The organism is Bacillus pretiosus, from assembly GCF_052947655.1.
On record NZ_CM129593.1, the window covers coordinates 1,404,399 to 1,424,086 of the forward strand.

Consider the following 19,688-nt stretch of genomic DNA (forward strand, 5'->3'; position numbering starts at 1 on the left):
GTCCTTTTCTTGCAAAAAGTATGAATGTGAAAGAAAAGCTTTACACTATAGGAACGACTACGTTATTATAATAAATTTAAAAGGAGGTATATTCTTCCTTTTGAAAAGAAGAGTGTAAACAAACGAAGGAAGTGAACGAATGAAATTGAAGAACACTCACTTAAAAAAAATGCAGGAGTGGTTCAACAAGAGGAAGAAACTTCGTAATTCATTAATTGTATTAGGGAGTTTACTCGCTACTCTATTTGTTGCTATAAATATAATAATTTCCATTCAAGACATATCTGAATTAAAACAAGCTGTTCCGCAACCGACCTTAATTTATGATGCAAATAATGAAGTTGCGACTAAATTAGCTTCTTCTAAAACAGAAGGTGTTAAAAGGAAAGATATTCCTGACATTATGGTTCAGGCAATTGTTGCAGTAGAAGATAAGGAGTTTTTTAACCATCACGGTATTTACTATAGTGGAATTATAAGTGCAGTTTTTAAAAATATTACAGCAGGAGAAGTTGTAGCAGGGGGAAGTACAATTACACAACAACTTGCGAAAAATGTATTTCTGACACAAGACCGCACATACTCTCGAAAAATAAAGGAATATTTTTTAACAAAAAAAATAGAGCGTACGTATACGAAAGATGAAATTATTGAAATGTATATGAACCAAATTTATTTTGGCGAAGGTGCTTGGGGTATAAAAAGGGCAGCTAAATCTTATTTTGATAAAGATGTAAAAGATTTAACGGTTTCAGAGGCTGCAACGATTGCTGGCTTGATTAAAGCACCGTCTGCATATTCACCATATAAAAACTTTAATAAGTCAATCGAACGACGTAATGTTGTATTAAGTTTAATGAAAGAGCAAGGATATATTTCTGACGAACAGTATAATAAAGAAAAAGAGAGCGGTCTTGTGTTAAAACGTGGTGTGGATGATAAATACAAAGGGAAATACTCTCAATATGTAGATTATATTGTTAGGGAAGCTATGGACAAGTACGAATTAACACAAAATGAAATTTTAGCAGGTGGTTATCGTATTTACACAGAGCTTGATCCGAAAAAACAACAGGCTGTAGAAGACGTTGTGAATAATGAGAGTTATTTCAAAGATAATGGCTCAGACCAGCTTATGCAAACGGGTGTAGTTCTTATGAATCCAAAAACAGGTGGTGTACCAGCTTTAGTTGGAGGTAGAGGACCGTATCAGTTTTTACAGTTTAACCATGCAACCCAATTAAAAAGACAACCTGGCTCAACGTTAAAGCCTCTGGCTGTATATGTACCAGCTTTAGAGCAAGGGTATGAAGTATACGATATATTAAAAGATGAACCATTTAATATTAAAGAATATAAACCGCAAAATAGTGATCACACTTTTCACGGTGATGTGACAATGTATGAAGCCGTGGCAAAGTCGTACAATGTTTCGGCTGTTTGGCTATTGGAACAAATTGGATTGGATAAAGGATTGAAATCTTTAGAGCGATTTGGTATTCCATTAGTGCCAGAAGATCGTACGTATCCAATTGCTTTAGGCGGGATGCATGTTGGGACCTCTCCATTTGTAATGGCTCAAGCATACAGTACATTTGCAAATGACGGTGTCCAAGTGGAAGCTCATGCGATTAGAGAGATACAAAATGCTGAAGGTGAAACAATTGGAAAGTGGTATAAGAAAGAGACACGAGTGACGAGCGAGAAAATTGCTCAAAAGATGACATATTTATTAAAAGGTGTTGTCGAAAAGGGAACGGGCGAAAAGGCGAAAGTTAATAATGTTGATACGGCCGGTAAGACAGGAACTACTCAAATTGTAAATGGACCAAGCACCGGTGCAAAGGATTCATGGTTTGTTGGATACACACCAGATTTAGTAGGTGCGATTTGGGTAGGATTTGATAAAACAGATAGCGATCATTATGTTCCAGGGGGGAGTCAAATTACGACGACAATGTTCCGGGATATTATGAAAAAAGCGAATGCCAATCCAGCTCAAAAAGCATTCCAGTTATCGCTCATATCTGAGGCTGATTATAAAAAACAATTGAATACAATAGAAGAGGAAAAACGAAGAAAAGAAGAAGAGAAGAGAAGGAAAGAAGAGGAACAGCAAAGAAAAAAAGAGCAACAAGAGTGGCTCGACAAAGTGAAAGAATGGATTCCTTCACTTTGGTAAAAGAAAGAGGCGAATAACGAAATTCGCCTCTTTTTCGTATGAGAAATTAAGTGAACTTTTAATCGGTGGGAGGAGCTGTATCTATCCCTACGAGTTGTTAGCCCATATTAATTGGGATAAATAGTATTACTCGTTAAGTGTAACATTTGTACTGCCAAAGGATTGAGAATCGTATGTGATGATTATTTTTCCTTTACTAATAGGTTCGTAAGGTAATTCTTCTTCGTAATTACCATTATTTTCATTATGGATAGAAAGCGTGATTTCATCAATTTCTTTATTTGTATACTGAACTTTAATCGTTTCAGCAATTTGAAGTAACGCTTCGGAACTAGCAGCTTTCGTAATAAGCATTCCTTTTATAACTTTTTTTTCATTATTTGAGGTATTGGAATAAGGGATGTTGCTTTGTTTTGCATACAAAAGTTTGTATGGAACAGTTTTTCTCTCTGCTTTTGATATAGTGGAATATTTTAGAGTTAAAAAAAATCCTACACATAAAATAATGCATACCATAAGAGCAATCCAAATGCGTATTAGTGACATAACTCTCATTTTCATCCCTCTTTCATATCTTTGACTTCACTATTTATCATACAAAATGAGGATTAAGACAGAGTAAATTTGAGGTAAAGAAACGTAAAGAAGGAGCACTTATCCTCCCAAATAAGTGCTCCTTTCTATATAAAGAGAGATTTAATGCACGGTTAAACGATACATATTATTATAAATATACTTATTGATTGAAAATTAGTAAATTCGGAATACGGATAGTGTTGCAGTTGTATCGCCTGTGTTAGGAATAGAAATAGTGTTTGCTGTAGGCTGTACAGCAATCGTTGTACCAGCTTGTAAAGTAACGATTGTAGAGAAAGAAACAGCACTACCGATAACGTTAGTTGAGAAGTTACGATTAGGTGGTTGGCCATTGAATGAAATACCGAATCCGAATGGTGAAGATCCTGGGAAAGTTGTAGACGCTGAGAAACTAATATCATATACGCCTGTTTCTAAAATTGTTAAAGTATCTGAAGTATCGTTGAAAGAGATATTAGTTAATTCAAAAACTTGATTGAATTGGATGTTTGTTCCAGGGGATATAGTTTGTGGATTTGAGTTTCCGATAGCTGCGATAGTTACAGGAATTGGAGTACCCGCTGCTCCTGTTGCGCCAGTAGCACCTTGAGCACCAGTAGCACCTGTTGCGCCAGCTGGTCCATGAGCACCAGTAGCACCTTGAGCGCCAGCCGGTCCTTGAGCGCCAGTAGCACCTGTTGCGCCAGCTGGTCCTTGAGCACCAGTAGCACCTGTTGCGCCAGCCGGTCCTTGGGCACCAGTAGCACCTTGAGCACCCGCTGGACCTTGAATACCTTGAGCACCCTGAGGTCCAGTAGCGCCTTGAGCACCCGCTGGTCCCTGAGCACCTTGAGGTCCTTGAGCGCCAGTAGCACCTTGAGCACCAGCCGGTCCTTGAGGTCCAGTAGCACCTGTTGCTCCTCCTCCAAGGCAACCTGACCCGTATTGAACTAGGATAGTTTGGATCTCTGTTATGAGTTTAACTAGTTTGTCGATAGTGCAGCAATCTACTTTGAATAACTTAGCGATATACAATAAATAATTAAGCAAGCTTTGTAGCTCAACGTACAATGCTCCGCATGAGAAAGGTTTTGTTTTTAAAATAGTTAATAGATTAGCGATAATAGAATTTCCAATTTGTTTTTGTGCTGGAGATAAATCTAAGCAATTGAGGAATTTGTGTAGGTTATTTAGGGCAGCAATCAAGTTATCGATATTATTTTGAGAAGGGTTTTGAAAGACAGCTTGAATAGCTTGGCCAAGAGCTTGAAGAAGTCTAACGAATTCTGTAAGTTCGGACTTAGAGATGTTAATATAACTACAAGCTCTGACTTCGCAACAATCATTACCATAAAATACTTTTCCTTTCTTTCATAGAATCAATAGTCGTTACTATATATTAAAATGAAATTTATACTAAATTCGTGATGGACAAACTACCATTTCTAAAAAAAATAAGAAATTGGCCCTCTTAGCAAAAATAAGTAAGATAAAGAGAAGGTTTATATAATGTAAAGACGAAAAATTCAGCATAAAAAACTGCATGCTAATTGTTGTAGGTATTTAACAATTGGCATGCAGTTTGTGGAGGAGTACCTCATTTGTAGTCATTTAATCTTTCAAGGGTTGTTTTAGGTAAAATTGGAATTGAAATAGTGAAAGTTGTACCATCTTGATTACTGGTCATTTTTAATGTACCGTTATGATTTTGAATAATTTTCTTCGTTACTGACAAGCCCAGTCCTGTGCCCGAATCTTTTGTTGAGAAGAATGGATCAAAGATATACTCTTGAATGGCTGTTGGAATACCAATTCCATTATCAGTGAAAGTAATACGAACAAAATTATCTAGGCGATAACTAGTAATTTGGATAGAAAGTTTTTTTTCACCTTGAGCATCGACAGCATTCTGAAATAGGTTTAAAAAAACTTGTACAAGTTCATGACGATCAATATGGACTAATACATCATCTAATTCGGTAGAAAAATTATAATCAATTGAAATATTATGTAAAAAGACTTCACTAGCTAGTAACTGTTGAATATACTCACGTAAAAATGTATTAATAGGAAACGGTTCTCTTGTAAATTCGCGTGTTTTTGAAATAGCTAAAAATTTTGTAATAATACTATTTGCGCGGTCTAATTCAGGAATAAGTAAGTTTTCAAATAATTCTTTATTAGATGGAGAAACAGTTTCTTGTAAAAATTGTAAATAACCTCGTACGGTTGTAAGAGGATTACGTACTTCATGTGCAATCCCAGCTGCAATTCGCCCTGCTAAAGAAAATTTCTCTGCATCACGTTCTGTGTTTAAATAATGAAAGACACTAATAACTCTAAAAATCTCTCCGTTATAATCACGAATAATTCGGTTATTTAAAATGCCATAGTTTTTGTCTAAAACTTCTTCATTATATATTTCTGTTCCCGTTCTTAATGTTTCAAGAGCTTTAATTTTTTCTTCTGGCAATTGTAGTAATTGTTGAATTGGCTTTCCGATTATATCATTTCGTACTACACCAAAATCATCTGCTGCAGCTTGGTTACATAAAGTGATATTTCCTTTAGCATCAACAAAGGTTACATGATGTGAAAAAGCATCAAAAATATGAATGAAGTATGTTTCAAGTTGCTCAAATAAAAATAATGAATCGCAAGTAAGTTGAAAATCAGCCTCTTTATTCTCTTTTTTTATGTTTTGAATGGAATGAGTCGTTCTCGTTTTCTTTATTTGTAAACCAATATGTGGATTTTTGTATGTGAAATGATTTGGTAATTGATTCACAAGTTCTTCATAAAAACGTACTTTATTTTCTAATTCTTCTATTCGTTTTTCATGAGATACAATATCATCGTTTGGAAGCATAAATAAATAACCCCTCAATTTAAAAATTCTTCCATCTAGTATATCATATTTTTATACGGATACTCTTAAAGAAGGGGCTACTTAATAAAATTGATTAGCTGAAGTGTTCGGGAAGTGAGTAGAATGAATAGAAGGTGAAGTTAAAAAGGGAGGGATATATTTGCTTTTCATTGGAGTGACAGGGTGGGGAGATCATGATTCTTTATATATAGATCCCTATGAAAATAGAAATAAATTACGAACATATAGTGAGTATTTTCCTATAGTGGAAGTGGATAGTTCATTTTATGCGATGCAACCTGCACGAAACTATACAAAATGGGCAATGGAAACACCGAAAGATTTTGCTTTTATAGTAAAAGCATATCAAGGAATGACAGGACATATGAAAGGTGAAATCCCTTTTTCTACGTTTGATGAGATGTTTGATGTGTACAAACAATCTATTCTGCCTTTAATAGAAGCTGATAAATTAAAAATGATTTTATTTCAATATCCACCATGGTTTGATTGTAAAAAGAAAAATGTGGATTTTCTTCGATATACGAAAGAAAAAATGGAAGGTTTACCGTGTGCCATAGAATTTCGAAATCAAACATGGTTTTATCCCGAAATGAAAGATAAGACGATACAGTTTCTAGAACATGAGAAATGGATTCATACCATTTGTGATGAGCCGCAGGCCGGGATAGGTTCGGTACCGCTCGTATTAGAAGTAACGAATGCAGAGATGGTGTTAATACGTTTTCATGGTAGGAATGTTCATGGGTGGCTTGATAAAGGGGAAAATTGGAGAGCGGTTCGTTGCTTATATCGCTACAACAATAAAGAATTAGAAGAATGGGTAGAAAGACTAGAGCAATTAAAAAAGAAGACAAAGGACATATATGTACTATTTAACAATAATTCGGGCGGAGATGCAGCGGATAATGCGAAACAGCTTATGAAAATGATGAACATTACATATGGTGAGCCGAAGCCTGAGCAATTAAATTTGTTTGAATGATAATAAACAAGAAAGGCACTGTACAAACAGGGGGAATGTACAGTGCCTTTCTATATGAAAAAGAGGGGTAACAATGTTACTGAGCGTTTGGTTGATTCATCAATTGTTGGCTTCGTAATAAATGATAATGGTTATCATTATCATTGTCAATAGTTTTCCGAAAAATAAATAAAAAACTTTTTATGAGACATTACCGGGTAGGAAGATTCCTGATAAAAGGTTTGGCTGAAGCAAAGAAGTTTTTCGGGGGAGAATGCTAGTAAACTCCTAATAAAGTATCAAAAAAAAAGAACAGCAATTAATGCTGTTCTTTTCCAGTGACGAATTGTTGTAAATCAAAAGGAGTTATCGCTTGGATAAACTCTTTTGAGATAAGTGTTTGAACAAGAGTACTTTCAGAAATGGAAGCACCTGTTTTCTTTTCATAAGCTTGTTTTAATAAATCAAGTTTTTCAGCCGTTTCTTTCGGTAATTCAATTGTTAATGTGTTCATAATTTCTCCCCCTTACTATTAGAGTACCACTACAATATAGGAGAGACAAGAAAAGAGAATGTGAAACATAAAAAAGGTTACCATTTATAAATGGTAACTTTTTTTATGTATAAGAGTTATTAAGCAATACCGATATACTTTAAAGTTTTTGATGGAGTACTATGATCAAAGAAGTGTTGTAAAAATGCGATATCAACACCTGATTTGTATGCACAATATCCCCAAGTTTTTCGAAGTGTATGTGAGCTAATCCCTTCTAATCCAACTTCTTTTGCAGCTTTGTTTAAAATGTACCATGCATGTTGTCTCGTAATAGATTTCGTTCCTTTTTGAGACTTTAATAATGGTTCATTACGTTTCCAAGTTTTACGTTCTTTCATGTAGTCTTCGATCGCGTGCTGCAAGTCTTCATTTACAGCAAACCATTTATGTTTCTTTACTTTTTCATTGTAAAATAAAATGGAATGGCGAACATTTTCATGTTCATCGATTACATCACTAACTTTTAATTGTAAGATTTCACTTACTTTTAAGCCAGAATTTACAGCTAATACGAATAATAAGCCATCACGTTTCGAAGATTGTAAAAGTATATTTTTGATAGTTTCTAATTGTTTTTCATTTTGAATAGGTTGTCCTGCTTGTTTCATTTCACGCACTCTCCTCTTTTATGTGTGTAAAGGAAAGGATTAACTTGTTTCCTACTATAAAGGGAGAGTGTGAATTTCATGTGAACTCCTAGTGAAATTAAGACAAATTATTTGACTTCTTTTATTTTTTGTAAATTAAAGTAGAATACAACACTATTAGTCGTGTTATATACACCGTACTCGGCATGGTGGAGGTCTAAAATGTTTTTTACAATAGATAACCCGAGACCGGTACCTCCAGTATGACGGCTACGAGATGCATCTAAACGGTAGAAACGATCCCAAATTTTTTCAAGACTTTCTTCAGGGATAGGGTTTCCTGTGTTTTCGATTTCGACTTTTACTATATCTTCCAGTTCTATAACGGAGACGTGTATTTTTTCTCCATCTGGCGTATAGCGAATTGCATTGCTAAGTAAGTTCACAACGACTTGCTCAATACGACTACGATTCGCTTTAACGAATATAGAAGAGTCTACATCTACGTTCACTTGTAAATGCTTTTCCTCCATGCTAAATAATAACTTTGTATAGACTTGTTGAATTAATTCACCGATTGAGAATGTCGTCATATCTAGTTTGTACGTACCAGATTCTAGTTTTGCTAATTCTAACATTTCAACAATAAGTCTGTTCATGTTTTCTGTTTCTTCTAAAATAACATCTGTGTAATACGTCGTATCTTTACTAACGCCATCTTTAATTCCTTCTGCGAAACTTCTAATTACACTAAGTGGTGTTTTTAATTCGTGTGATACACCAGAAATGAATTCTTTTCGCGTTTTCTCTAATTGACGTTCACGTTCAATATCTTGTTGTAATTTTGTATTGGCAACATTTAATCGATCGATTCGGTCTTTTAAGTTTACAGATAACGTATTAATACTACCGGAAAGCCCGCCAATTTCATCGTCTGCTGTCACAGGTAATTTTTCACTAAAATCAAAATTGGCCATTTTTTTTGTAACGCGATTCATTTTAATTAATGGTTTCACAATGATTTTTGAGTAGTAGAAGGATAATAAAATAATTACGAGAAATACGATGATTAAGGCATAGACATAATAATCCTTTAAAACGAGCATCGCTTCATTAACAGGTTGTAAAGATGCTATCGCAAAAGCGTACTCTGTAATTTTTCCATTTTCCACAATAGGTTTTACAAAGATACTATTTTTTATATTCTCTCCACCATCTATTATATAAGTGTTTAATTGGTGTGAGTTAGCAGTGCCATTTCTAATAATCTCTGCAAAATATTGAACGGCTTGTAATGTTTCAAAATCATTTGCAAGACGAACATCCGCTTTGGATGGAAGCTGTAACTTAGATACGATACCAGTAAACTCAATTTGAGTCACAGTTTTGGATCGGCTTGTAAGTCTATTTTTAGCAGGGTTTCCATTAATGGATTGAAAATCTGAGTTGACATTTTCGTTTTGCCATCGATTATAGTTTGTTGTCAATTCTAGTGGTGTTATGGTGGAATCTTGTACAAAACCGACGACGTTTATCATCCCATCTTTTTTCAATCCTAAGTTTTCGAATTTATTATATTCTTCTGGCGTTAAAACATTATTGAGTGGAATGGAATATGCTTTATTATTTTTAGGATTAATTACATCAATGTAGAAATTATTGTCACTTTTAATAATGCCGTTCGTATTTAAAAACTGCATTTCAGCATTTGTTTTATCATGAAATTCTTGTTTTAGTTTTCGAATTTCCTCATAAGTTTTACCACTTTCTTCGTAAGTATTTACGAACTTCTCAAAAGCAGTTTGAACTGTTTTTACTTTTTTATTAATGTAAAATTTCTCTAAAAATAGAGATTGTCCTAAGAAAAAAAGGAGGAATATGATTGTAAATAATGTTGATGTTAATAAAAATAGTTTAAAGACGATACTTCTGTTTTTCACTGCGTCACCTCTTGTGAGAAATACTGTAAATGATTTCTTTATTATAACAAACGTTACAAAAAAGTAGAGGAGAAAATCTGTCTCTTCCGAAAGTAGTTTTTAGTAAAAAGTCACATAAAAAGAACTCGACAGACGTATGACGAGTTCTTTAATGTATTATTGTTGAATTGCTGCATCTAAAGCGATTTCAATCATTTCGTTAAATGTAGTTTGACGCTCTTCAGATGTTGTTTCTTCACCAGTGAAAATGTGATCGCTTACTGTTAATACAGATAACGCGTTTACACCGTATTTCGCTGCTAATGTGTAAAGAGCAGTTGTTTCCATTTCTACTGCTAGTACACCATAATCTCCAAGTTTTTTAACCATGTCCATGCTTTCGCGGTAAAATACATCTGCTGTTAAAACATTACCAACACGAACGTGTAAGCCTTTTTCAGTTCCAGCATCGTAAGCTTTCTTTAAAAGGTCAAAGTTTGCAGCTGGTGCAAAATCAAAACCTGGGAATGTTAAACGGTTCATATTAGAATCCGTACAAGCTGTCATTGCAATAATAACGTCACGTACTTTTACGTCTTTTTGAATCGCACCGCAAGTTCCAACGCGAATTAAATTTTTAACTCCGTAGCTTTGGATTAATTCGTTTACATAAATAGAAATAGAAGGAACACCCATACCTGTACCTTGAACAGATACGCGTTTTCCTTTATAAGTTCCAGTGAAACCTAACATACCACGCACGTTATTATAGCAAGTAACGTCCTCTAGAAATGTTTCAGCGATATATTTTGCACGTAATGGATCACCAGGTAATAGAATAGATTCAGCAATTTCGCCTTGTTTTGCTTCAATATGTACACTCATGAAAAGTCCTCCTTATAATGTATTGATAGAAATCAATATCATTTGCATTATACACTATCAATCCTTTCAATTAAAATCTTTTAATTATTTGTAATATGTGCAAAGCAGGAGGATTTCATAAATCATAATCTAGAATATATATGTAAGAAGTTTTGTATAAACAGAGACAATAAAAATGGTAGGTGATATTTTGAAAAATCTTGTCATTGGACTTGTTGCTTTACTATTTATTGTAGTAGGCGGATTTTACATAAAAAAGTATCAGGAAACTACAGAGACTGTAGGTGATGTTCAGGAAGTAAAATGGGATGTGTCAAATGGAAAAGGAAATGAGAAAGTAAATATTTTGTTTCAATTACTAAATAATAAAAATAACGAAGTTCGTGGTGTGAATGATCAAATTCGGGCAGTTATTGTAGACGGACAATTAAAACATGTACAACAAATGAAACCTACATTTGCAGGGAATGGATCATATAAGGTATCTTCCAACATAGCGAAAGATGAAAGGTATACAATATTTTTATATGAAGACAAAAACAAGTCTGTGAAATCATTTGCGAAGAAAGATTTTGGGAGAGAAATAGAGGAGAAAAATAAGAAAAAAGTAAAATTTCCAATCGATAGTGTGCTTACAAAAAAAATAGGGGAGTATGAAGTTTCTCTATTATTTGGTGCATTGCATCCGAATGAACCAGCGACGTTAACATTTCAATTCCAAGCGAAAAAGGGTGAGAAATTGAAATTACATTCAGAGAGAGGAGAAGTGGAAGCGCTCTATATCGTGGACGAAACGAGAGAAAACTTTTTATACGCAATACCTGTTGATACAGATGAGCAATTACAATACCGTATTACATTTCCTATAGAAGGAACGTATAAAATATGGGGAGATTTCTATATAAATGGTAAGAAATATGAAAAAGAATTTATTGTACAAGTTCAAAAAAGAAAAAACAGCTAAATGTTTAGCTGTTTTTTCTTTTTCCTATTAATTTTGTTACAGAGAGCATTGTAATTGGTAAAGAATGATTCTTTCTAAATGCTAAATATTTACCGCTCCATGCTGGTTTATATTTTTCTTTAAAATGACGTAGCCCGCTGAAGCTATACGTATAACGAACATTATTAAAGATGGCAGCAGCAACTCGTTCGGACCAAAAAGATTGTGTCGATAAACCTACATTTGAAAGTGGTGCCATACCAATATTAAAGGAGTGGTATTCATTTTCTTTTGCCCACTGGAATAGGTGGATGAAAATTGCATCCATAATGCCGCTAGGTGCATCTGGATAATAGCGCATTAAATCAACAGACAATGATCCGTCTTGATATACGGGCATAAAGGTTGTAAATGCAATGATTTTTCCATCAGCATCACATAATGTAGCGATAGGTGCTCGGCTAATATATTCACGATCAAAGTATCCGAGTGAAAAACCTTTCTCTTTTTTTCCGCCGAGCCACGCATCTGAAACTTTTCTTAACTCTTCAAATAATTCGTTTGAGAATGGTGGCTGATGAATAGAGAATGTATAGCCTTCTCGTTCGAAACGGTTGAAAGTCGCTCGCATACCGGCTCGTTTTTTTCCTGTTATTGTAAATGTGTTCAAATCAACGACAGCTTCTTCACCAAGTTTAAAGAAGTTGTAACCAAAATCATGATATAAACTCATCCATTTACTTTCTATTTGGTAGAATACACAAATGTATCCAAATCGATCAGCCTCAGCTAAAAACTCTTGTAACACAGTACGGTAGGAGGAAGGATCCCCAATTGGATCACCTAGCACAACGAGACGTTTTCCAGTTATAGAGAAGAGAAGGAGCGCTTTCCCATCACTACTGAAGAAAAATTGTTTATCTCCTAAAAATCCTAAATGACTAAGTACATTACCATCATGTTCATCTAAAAAGTTTTGCAACCTTTTATCATTAGCTGGTTGCCCGGGAAATTCATTTCGATAACGATTGGCAATGAGTGAGCCAATCAGTAAAAATGTAGGAACGAAAAAGGCAGCTGCTAATGCACTTCGTTTCACTTGTGTAATATTACGAACGACAAAATCAGGTTTAAAAGCTTCTTTTGCACCTGCAAATAAAATACCTAAGTTTTTATATAAATATAAAGTTATGAGTAAGAATATAAAAACTTTTACCATATCAGAAAGTGAGACTTCCATTTTCTCGCGTACAAATCTTTTACGAAGCATATATAATACAGCGAGTACGATTAATAAAATAAACGTCTCTTCAATATCAATCCCTTTTAGCGTATTAAAGATGGCTGCCCCGATTAAAGAAATAATCGTCATATAGTAAGAACGCTTTGTTCCATAATATATCCCTCGCGAAAGGATCAGGAGGAGAATACCAAATGTTAGTGATAAGCTAAAAGAAAATTGAATAAGATGTTTTGGAGCTAGAATATGTAAGGCATGTGCCCTGTTTATACTTGTCGGTAGAATGGTCGATAAAATAACCATTAATCCAGCAAATACTGTTAAAGCAGCAGAGGCCCATGAACCTAGTTTTCCTAGAAAATCACGCTGCAAAGTCCATATAACACCAGTTGTTTCTAATGCAGGCGCAATAAAAGGTTTATCTTCAAACTTTTTAATGGCCACGCCTGTCATTTCAAAAGCTGCAAAAATAAGACCAAGGCAGAAAGGTAAAATGTAATAGACGAGGCGATATAATAACATAGCAGGTAGTAATACGCCTGTATCAATGCCGTATTGTCCGAGCCCAGTTAAAAAGACAAGATCAAATGAACCAAGTCCACCAGGAACGAGACTAACAACACCAGCTAAAGCAGCAATTACATACACACCTAAAAACTTTTGAAATTCGATATCGATACCAAATAATATTAGTATGACGTACATAACAATACCGGCAGATACCCACTCAACTAATGAAACTAATGAGTATAAAACAGTTGGATTTTTTTCTTCTTCCCCTTCTTCTTGCCCTTCGGTTTGCTTTGGTTTTCTATTTTTTAGTTTAGAAAAGCCAATGTATATAGGGACGAAAAGGGCGAAGAAAATAAGAACAGGCCATAGCCACGGTTTTTCATGCAAAATAAAACTTGTGTCTAATATTCCAATAAGACCGAGGAAAGAAAGAATTGCGAGTCCGTTAATAAAAGCAGTTGTCATCCAGGCGATACTTTTAATAAGTTTGCCATTTTCTTTTATGTATGGACGATAAAGCATTGTGCGTACACCAGCTCCAACGAGACCACCAAACCCAATAAATCCATTTAAAGTATTAGCAATCCATGAGATACGAAAAATCTTTTGGACTGGTATATCAGCTTTTAAATAACGAAGCATAACATAGTCATAAAAGAACATTGTTGATACGGCAAATGCACCAAGTGTAATTGCTAAAAAGACTCCTCCGGTTGGAATGTTTTTAATTGTATTGATTGCTTCTAAAAAAGAAATGCCTGCTAATTCTTTTTTTGCTTGAAAGAATACAATTGTTAATACAACAAATGGGAAGATAATTTTCCCGATTTGTAAGAAACGTTTCCATGAAAACGACATAAATACAACTCTCCTTGTATAAGAAAACTGAGACAATAATATTATTATGACAAACTTCAAGAAAAATAAAAAGGTAAATTCCTGTATAGAGAAGCTATTTTTTATATGGGTCATATTTAAAAGAGTATTTCGTTTGTCAGAAAATTAAGTTAAAATGAATTGAAAGAAGGAAGAGAGGGGAAGTAGATGATTATAATAGGTTATGCGGGATATGAGTTAGAGAAAGCGAAACCTAATACATCAGAAGATTTCTTTAATAGATCTGAAGTGACATATATATTAAATAATAAAGAGAGAACTTTTTCCGTTTTATACGTTCGATATTTTGAAGAAGTTTTACAAGAAATTACTCCTTTTGAAGGAAATCCAGTATGTAAAGTAGAAGAACAAGACATATATTTACGGGATATTGTAGCGATATGTTGTTTACTGAAAGAGAATGAGCATCGCATGCAAAAACGTTTATATTTAAATAATATAGAAGCATTCCAACAATATTTTGATGAGGAAACAGTGGTGAAAGTACAAGAAATATTAGCTGAATTACATAAAAATAAAAGAGTAGAAATAGCGTGAAATGGCAAAGGAGAGGGAAAAAATGTCTAATCTAATGGTTGAAAATCAAACAGAACAAGTTTCTATGTTTTTAGAAGATGTTATTACTTTGATAACCAATTATGTAAATTATCATACGTTGCCTTCTTTATTAGAAGAAAAACCAGCAGGGAACGAGCAATATTATAAAGGGTTATTAGCATCAATAAGACGTCTTCTCGTTTTTTGTGAAGAAGGACATGATGCATGTTTTGTTTTGTTAAATAGCCAGCCATTTCGAAAAACAGCAGCTGAGAAAATTTTATATAAAATTTATCATCAAGTAATTGCAGAGTTTTTCTCACCAAAGAGTGATCATTGGTATGAAAATAGTCGGTCTGCCTATACAGGGAAAAACTCCATCGTTTTTCAACAAACGCCACCAGCATCTATAGAGCAAGTGATGAAGAGTTTAGAAGGAAAATTTCAATTGATGCGTGAAGAACTAGAATATTATGAGACGGATTACCAAACAAAGATGTTACACAAATATTAATTGCGAAAAAGAAGCTAAGGGGACTTAGCTTCTTTTCCTTTTGTAAAGTTATATAAGGGATTTCCTTTGAATATATTTATGGGGATAGCATTAAGGAGGTGTAACATGAGTCAGCAAGGTGTATTTACAGATTACTTTCATGAAGTAGAAAGCTGGTGTGAAAGTGTTCTTCACGTATTAGATAGCCGTGCAATGGAAGTGTATGATGTCCATATGCTTGCTTATAAAATTCAAACGTTATTAGATCGTATGAAAGAGCATGAGTATGATACAGATGCAGAGTTTATGTATGAAATAAGTGATGATGTAGAACATATTCAGCATCATTTGCAGGAAGTATTCGTGCAAGGAGAAGAGGAATATGAACTATATGAAAGAGGGGATAGTGAACGAGCTGTTCCGATTGGAGGGCATACACTTCCACCATTACCTTATCCGTATAATGCGTTAGAACCGTATATTTCTAGAGAAATTATGATGTTACACCATGATAAACATCATCGCAGTTACGTGGAAGGGTTAAATAAGGCAGAGAAAATGATGGAAGAAGCGAGAAAAACAAATCAATTTGATTTAATTAAGCATTGGGAAAGAGAAGCGGCTTTTCATGGATCAGGTCATTACTTACACACGATATTTTGGAATAACATGAAAAAAGATGGTGGCGGAAGTCCAAGAGGGGCTCTTTCACAACAGATTGAACAAGATTTTGGGAGTTTTTTACGTTTTCAAAAACATTTCACAGAAGCAGCTTCTAAAGTGGAAGGATCAGGCTGGGCGCTTCTCGTTTGGGTACCACGATCTGGAAGATTAGAAATTTTGCAGAGTACACTTCATCAATTATTTACACAATGGGATACGATACCGCTCCTCGTGCTAGACGTGTGGGAACATGCGTATTATTTACAATACCAAAATCGAAAAGATGAATATATTAAAAACTGGTGGAATGTTGTAAATTGGCCTGATGTAGAAAAAAGATTTGAAAGTGCGAAACAAATTGAATGGACACCGTATTAGACGCAGGTTCTCTGCGTCTTTTTTATTAGAAGGAGAAAGAGATTTCGTTCATATTTTAAAAGGCCAAGCATACACTTGTACAAAAAGTGCCAAAAGGACGTGGGGGGAAATATGAGACGAATTTGTGTAATAATCACGCTTCTTATTATGTACGCAAGCGTTATACCAATTCCTACATATGCAAAGATGAACAGTAATGTCAGTGCTCGAAATGCTGTATTAATGGAGCAACAGTCCGGTCGTGTATTATACGGAAAAGCAGAACATGAGCCACAAAAAATTGCTAGTATAACAAAAATTATGACAGCCTTGTTAGCTGCTGAATCAGGAAAAATGAAAGAAATGGTATCGGTTAGTAATGAAGCGGTGAGAGTAGAAGGATCAGCAATTTATTTAAAGCCTGGACAGAAAGTGAAGTTAGAGGATTTAGTATACGGACTCATGCTTAGATCTGGTAATGATGCAGCACAAGTAATTGCTGAAAATGTAGGAGGAAGTATAGAAGGGTTCGTATATTTAATGAATGAAAAGGCGAAACAAATTGGAATGAAAGATACTCACTTTTCAAACCCACATGGTTTGGATGGAGATGGATCCCATTATTCATCAGCCTATGATATGGCACTTTTAACAAAGTATGCAATGGGGAACGAAACCTTTAAGAAGATTTTTGGGACAAAAACGTATAAATCAGATTCGTGGGATTATCCGTGGAAAAACAAACATAAACTCGTGACATCTTATTATGAATTTGCGACAGGAGGAAAAACAGGTTTTACGAAGAAAGCAGGACGGACACTTGTTACAACAGCATCAAAAGATGGACTAGATCTAATTGTCGTAACTTTGAGCGCTTCTAGTGATTGGGATGATCATATGAATTTATTTGATAAAGGTTTTGAACGTTTCAAGCAAACGAACGTTGTAGGACAAGGAGCTCTTGCTGAAATAACTGAAAAGAAATATGCCAATCATGTATATACAAAAAATAGTTTTGCAGTGCCATTAACTGAGCAGGAAAGAAAGAATGTCGTATTAAAAGTTGAACTTGATAAAAGTGCAAAACTTAAAGATGGAGTAAAGGTTGGGAAGACGGAAATTTATGTTGGCAATGAGAAAGTTGGAGAACGGAATTTATTTTATAGTAAACGAAAGTTAGTAGCTACAACGGGAATGTATTGGAATAATGTGAAAGAAATTTTTTCTCATATGATAGGTGTTGGGAGCGATGGTTAATCTCGTATGGGTAGCGATGGCAGTCATAGGGATTGTATATGCCATGATAAATGGAACGATGGAAGCAATAAATAAAGCCGTATTTGACGGAGCAAAAGATGCAGTAACAATTTGTATAGGACTTATTAGTGTATTAGTATTTTGGCTCGGTTTAATGAAAATTGCAGAGGAAGCAGGGTTGTTAAAAAAGTTAGTGTCACTTTTTATGCCGATAGTAAAAAGGTTGTTTCCAGAAATACCGAAAGATCATCCGTCAATGGGATTTATTTTATCGAATATGATGGCGAACTTTTTTGGGTTAGGTAATGCAGCAACCCCTCTTGGTATTAAAGCGATGGAACAATTGAAAGAGTTAAATGGAGGGAAGGATTCGGCGAGCCGTTCTATGGTGACGTTTCTCGCATTAAATACATCAGCGATTACTTTAATTCCTACTACTGTCATTTCGATTCGAATGACGTATGAATCAGCGAATCCTACTGAAATTGTTGGGGTAACATTCATTGCACAAGTACTCTCTATGATCGGAGCGATTTGGATTGACCGCTATTTTTACCGAAGAAGGAGTAGGAAGGGGCGGAAAAAATGAGTATTGTCAATACGATATCATTATGGGTAATCCCTTGTGTAATCGGTTTTATCCTTTTATATGGCACAATAAAGAAAGTGCCGACGTATGAATCGTTCGTTGAGGGGGGAAAAGAAGGGATTCAAATTGCGATCTCTATTTTACCGTTTATGGTTGGAATGCTTGTATCTATTTCGATTTTTCGGGCGTCTGGAGCGTTAGATGCAATGATATCAGTAATGAAGCCGATGTTAGATTTAATTCATGTCCCAGCAGAAATTGTTCCACTAGCACTTATACGCCCTATTTCAGGCTCTGCTGGTTTAAGTATTACGACCGATTTAATTGCCACATATGGGCCAGACTCGTTTATTGGAAGATTGGCTTCTACGATGCAAGGGAGTACAGATACGACTTTTTATATTTTAACAGTATACTTCGGAGCTGTTGGAATTAGAAAAATGGGAGATGCATTAAAAGTAGGACTTTTTGCCGATTTAATCGGGATTATTTGTTCAATTGTGTTTGTTTCTTTAATGTTTAAGTAAGGCGGCTATTCATTTTTTATGCTATTTCGCTTATAATACGTATACGACCACTATTAAGGTGTTGCTTAATAGTGGTTTTTTTATGTGGTATTTTTGACAAAATGATGAACTTTTATTGTGAGCAATATGAAGAATATGGACAATAATAAAAGGTAAAAACATGATTTGCCCTTTATATGTTTATTATCATCGCTATGTTGTTTAAGTAAGATGAAGCGAATGGCCGTCAAGCGTATGCGGTTGCCAAGTCTTTCTAATGTAAGGTAAGATAAATTCGAGGTGAAAAAAAGAAATGGAACGATTACAAAAAGTGATTGCGCAAGCAGGTATTGCATCGAGAAGAAAGGCTGAGGAATTAATTCAGCAAGGAAAAGTAAAAGTGAATGGAAAAATAGTGAAGGAGTTAGGAACGAAAGTAACTCCTCAAGATAAAGTAGAAGTAAATAACATCCCTCTTGAAAAAGAAGAACCTGTTTATTTTTTACTATATAAACCAACTGGCGTAATTTCAAGTGTATCAGATGATAAAGGAAGAAGTGTTGTAACAGACTTTTTCCCTGAAATTAGACAACGTTTATTCCCAATCGGACGCTTAGATTATGATACGTCTGGCGTATTATTGATGACAAATGATGGGGAATTTGCAAATGTATTAATGCATCCGAGATATAAAGTTGAAAAAACGTATGTTGCAAAAATTAAAGGGCCATTAACAGGTGAGAAAATTCGCATGTTAGAACGAGGTGTTGCATTAGAAGATGGGAAAACAGCACCAGCACAAGTGAAAATTATTTCTTGGGACAAGCGTAAAGAGACTGCGATTGTACAATTAACGATTCATGAAGGACGTAATCGTCAAGTACGCCGCATGTTTGAAGCGTTAGATTGTAAAGTAGTGAAACTAAAGCGTGAACGCTACGCCTTTTTAGAAGTGGGTAGCTTGCGACCTGGTGATGCGAGAGAATTGTCACCACATGAGGTGAAACAATTACGTGCATTGGCTTCTACAAAGCCGCGCTAATCGATAGTGTGAAACTTTCACCAGTGGAATGCTCCGCTGGTGATTTATTAAAAAATACATATATTTATCACTCGTCGAAGAGAGGGGAGACA

At 34.8% G+C, this 19,688-nt stretch carries 17 protein-coding genes and 1 pseudogene; 10 read left to right on the plus strand and 8 right to left on the minus strand.

What is annotated here, in order from left to right; translation table 11 throughout:
* Positions 1–139 precede the first annotated feature (139 nt).
* On the plus strand, positions 140–2,182 hold the full coding sequence (locus tag ACU8YW_RS07375) for a transglycosylase domain-containing protein (RefSeq protein WP_088062680.1): 2,043 nt from the start codon (positions 140–142) through the stop codon (positions 2,180–2,182).
* Positions 2,183–2,308: 126 nt separating this feature from the next.
* On the opposite strand, the gene ACU8YW_RS07380 is transcribed toward ACU8YW_RS07375, so the two are convergent.
* The 3 genes and pseudogenes from ACU8YW_RS07380 to ACU8YW_RS07390 all read right to left on the minus strand — a co-directional run bounded on the left by ACU8YW_RS07380 (position 2,309) and on the right by ACU8YW_RS07390 (position 5,627).
* Positions 2,309–2,737: a hypothetical protein gene (locus tag ACU8YW_RS07380; protein ID WP_088608746.1), complete on the minus strand. Its 429-nt coding sequence runs from the start codon at positions 2,735–2,737 to the stop codon at positions 2,309–2,311.
* A gap of 195 nt (positions 2,738–2,932) precedes the next feature.
* Positions 2,933–4,126, minus strand: a pseudogene (locus ACU8YW_RS07385) (Gly-Xaa-Xaa repeat protein); the annotation flags it as partial.
* A gap of 229 nt (positions 4,127–4,355) precedes the next feature.
* Positions 4,356–5,627 (minus strand): ATP-binding protein, encoded by a 1,272-nt coding sequence (locus tag ACU8YW_RS07390; RefSeq protein ID WP_088062682.1) that lies wholly within the window; start codon positions 5,625–5,627, stop codon positions 4,356–4,358.
* Between the two features lie 160 nt (positions 5,628–5,787).
* On the opposite strand from ACU8YW_RS07390, the gene ACU8YW_RS07395 reads away from it, so the two are divergent.
* Positions 5,788–6,633: a DUF72 domain-containing protein gene (locus ACU8YW_RS07395; protein ID WP_000897337.1), complete on the plus strand. Its 846-nt coding sequence runs from the start codon at positions 5,788–5,790 to the stop codon at positions 6,631–6,633.
* Positions 6,634–6,931: 298 nt separating this feature from the next.
* On the opposite strand, the gene ACU8YW_RS07400 is transcribed toward ACU8YW_RS07395, so the two are convergent.
* The 4 genes from ACU8YW_RS07400 to deoD form a co-directional block, all read right to left on the minus strand.
* Positions 6,932–7,126, minus strand: a complete 195-nt coding sequence (locus ACU8YW_RS07400; RefSeq protein WP_001094861.1) for a DUF3924 domain-containing protein — start codon at positions 7,124–7,126, stop codon at positions 6,932–6,934.
* Between the two features lie 119 nt (positions 7,127–7,245).
* Entirely contained in the window at positions 7,246–7,776 is a 531-nt protein-coding gene (locus ACU8YW_RS07405) for a tyrosine-type recombinase/integrase (protein WP_000806231.1), read from the minus strand.
* Positions 7,777–7,883: 107 nt separating this feature from the next.
* Entirely contained in the window at positions 7,884–9,695 is a 1,812-nt protein-coding gene (locus ACU8YW_RS07410; protein ID WP_088062683.1) for a sensor histidine kinase, read from the minus strand.
* A 156-nt stretch (positions 9,696–9,851) separates the two neighbouring features.
* The gene (deoD, locus tag ACU8YW_RS07415; RefSeq protein ID WP_000110707.1) at positions 9,852–10,559 is read right to left on the minus strand and encodes a purine-nucleoside phosphorylase; all 708 of its coding nucleotides are present in this window, start codon (positions 10,557–10,559) and stop codon (positions 9,852–9,854) included.
* Positions 10,560–10,734: 175 nt separating this feature from the next.
* On the opposite strand from deoD, the gene ACU8YW_RS07420 reads away from it, so the two are divergent.
* Positions 10,735–11,523 (plus strand): DUF8832 domain-containing protein, encoded by a 789-nt coding sequence (locus ACU8YW_RS07420; RefSeq protein ID WP_141499058.1) that lies wholly within the window; start codon positions 10,735–10,737, stop codon positions 11,521–11,523.
* A gap of 4 nt (positions 11,524–11,527) precedes the next feature.
* Here the strand turns inward: ACU8YW_RS07420 and mprF are convergent, their stop codons facing one another.
* Positions 11,528–14,113: a bifunctional lysylphosphatidylglycerol flippase/synthetase MprF gene (mprF, locus tag ACU8YW_RS07425; protein WP_048541887.1), complete on the minus strand. Its 2,586-nt coding sequence runs from the start codon at positions 14,111–14,113 to the stop codon at positions 11,528–11,530.
* Positions 14,114–14,299: 186 nt separating this feature from the next.
* Between mprF and ACU8YW_RS07430 the strand changes: the two genes are divergently transcribed.
* The 7 genes from ACU8YW_RS07430 to rluB all read left to right on the plus strand — a co-directional run bounded on the left by ACU8YW_RS07430 (position 14,300) and on the right by rluB (position 19,596).
* Positions 14,300–14,689 (plus strand): hypothetical protein, encoded by a 390-nt coding sequence (locus ACU8YW_RS07430; RefSeq protein WP_000583791.1) that lies wholly within the window; start codon positions 14,300–14,302, stop codon positions 14,687–14,689.
* A 22-nt stretch (positions 14,690–14,711) separates the two neighbouring features.
* Positions 14,712–15,203, plus strand: a complete 492-nt coding sequence (locus tag ACU8YW_RS07435; protein ID WP_000067570.1) for a YpuI family protein — start codon at positions 14,712–14,714, stop codon at positions 15,201–15,203.
* Positions 15,204–15,308: 105 nt separating this feature from the next.
* The gene (locus ACU8YW_RS07440; protein ID WP_000082674.1) at positions 15,309–16,223 is read left to right on the plus strand and encodes a superoxide dismutase; all 915 of its coding nucleotides are present in this window, start codon (positions 15,309–15,311) and stop codon (positions 16,221–16,223) included.
* 111 nt (positions 16,224–16,334) lie between these two features.
* Entirely contained in the window at positions 16,335–17,459 is a 1,125-nt protein-coding gene (dacB, locus tag ACU8YW_RS07445) for a D-alanyl-D-alanine carboxypeptidase DacB (RefSeq protein WP_001252621.1), read from the plus strand.
* Complete coding sequence (spmA, locus tag ACU8YW_RS07450; protein ID WP_000247806.1) at positions 17,452–18,048, plus strand: spore maturation protein SpmA; 597 nt, start codon at positions 17,452–17,454, stop codon at positions 18,046–18,048. Before dacB ends, spmA begins: the two co-directional genes overlap by 8 nt.
* A complete protein-coding gene (gene spmB, locus ACU8YW_RS07455) occupies positions 18,045–18,575 on the plus strand; it encodes a spore maturation protein SpmB (protein ID WP_000029511.1) in 531 nt (176 codons plus the stop codon). Before spmA ends, spmB begins: the two co-directional genes overlap by 4 nt.
* Before the next feature lie 292 nt (positions 18,576–18,867).
* Positions 18,868–19,596, plus strand: a complete 729-nt coding sequence (rluB, locus tag ACU8YW_RS07460) for a 23S rRNA pseudouridine(2605) synthase RluB (protein WP_000440552.1) — start codon at positions 18,868–18,870, stop codon at positions 19,594–19,596.
* Positions 19,597–19,688: the final 92 nt, after the last annotated feature.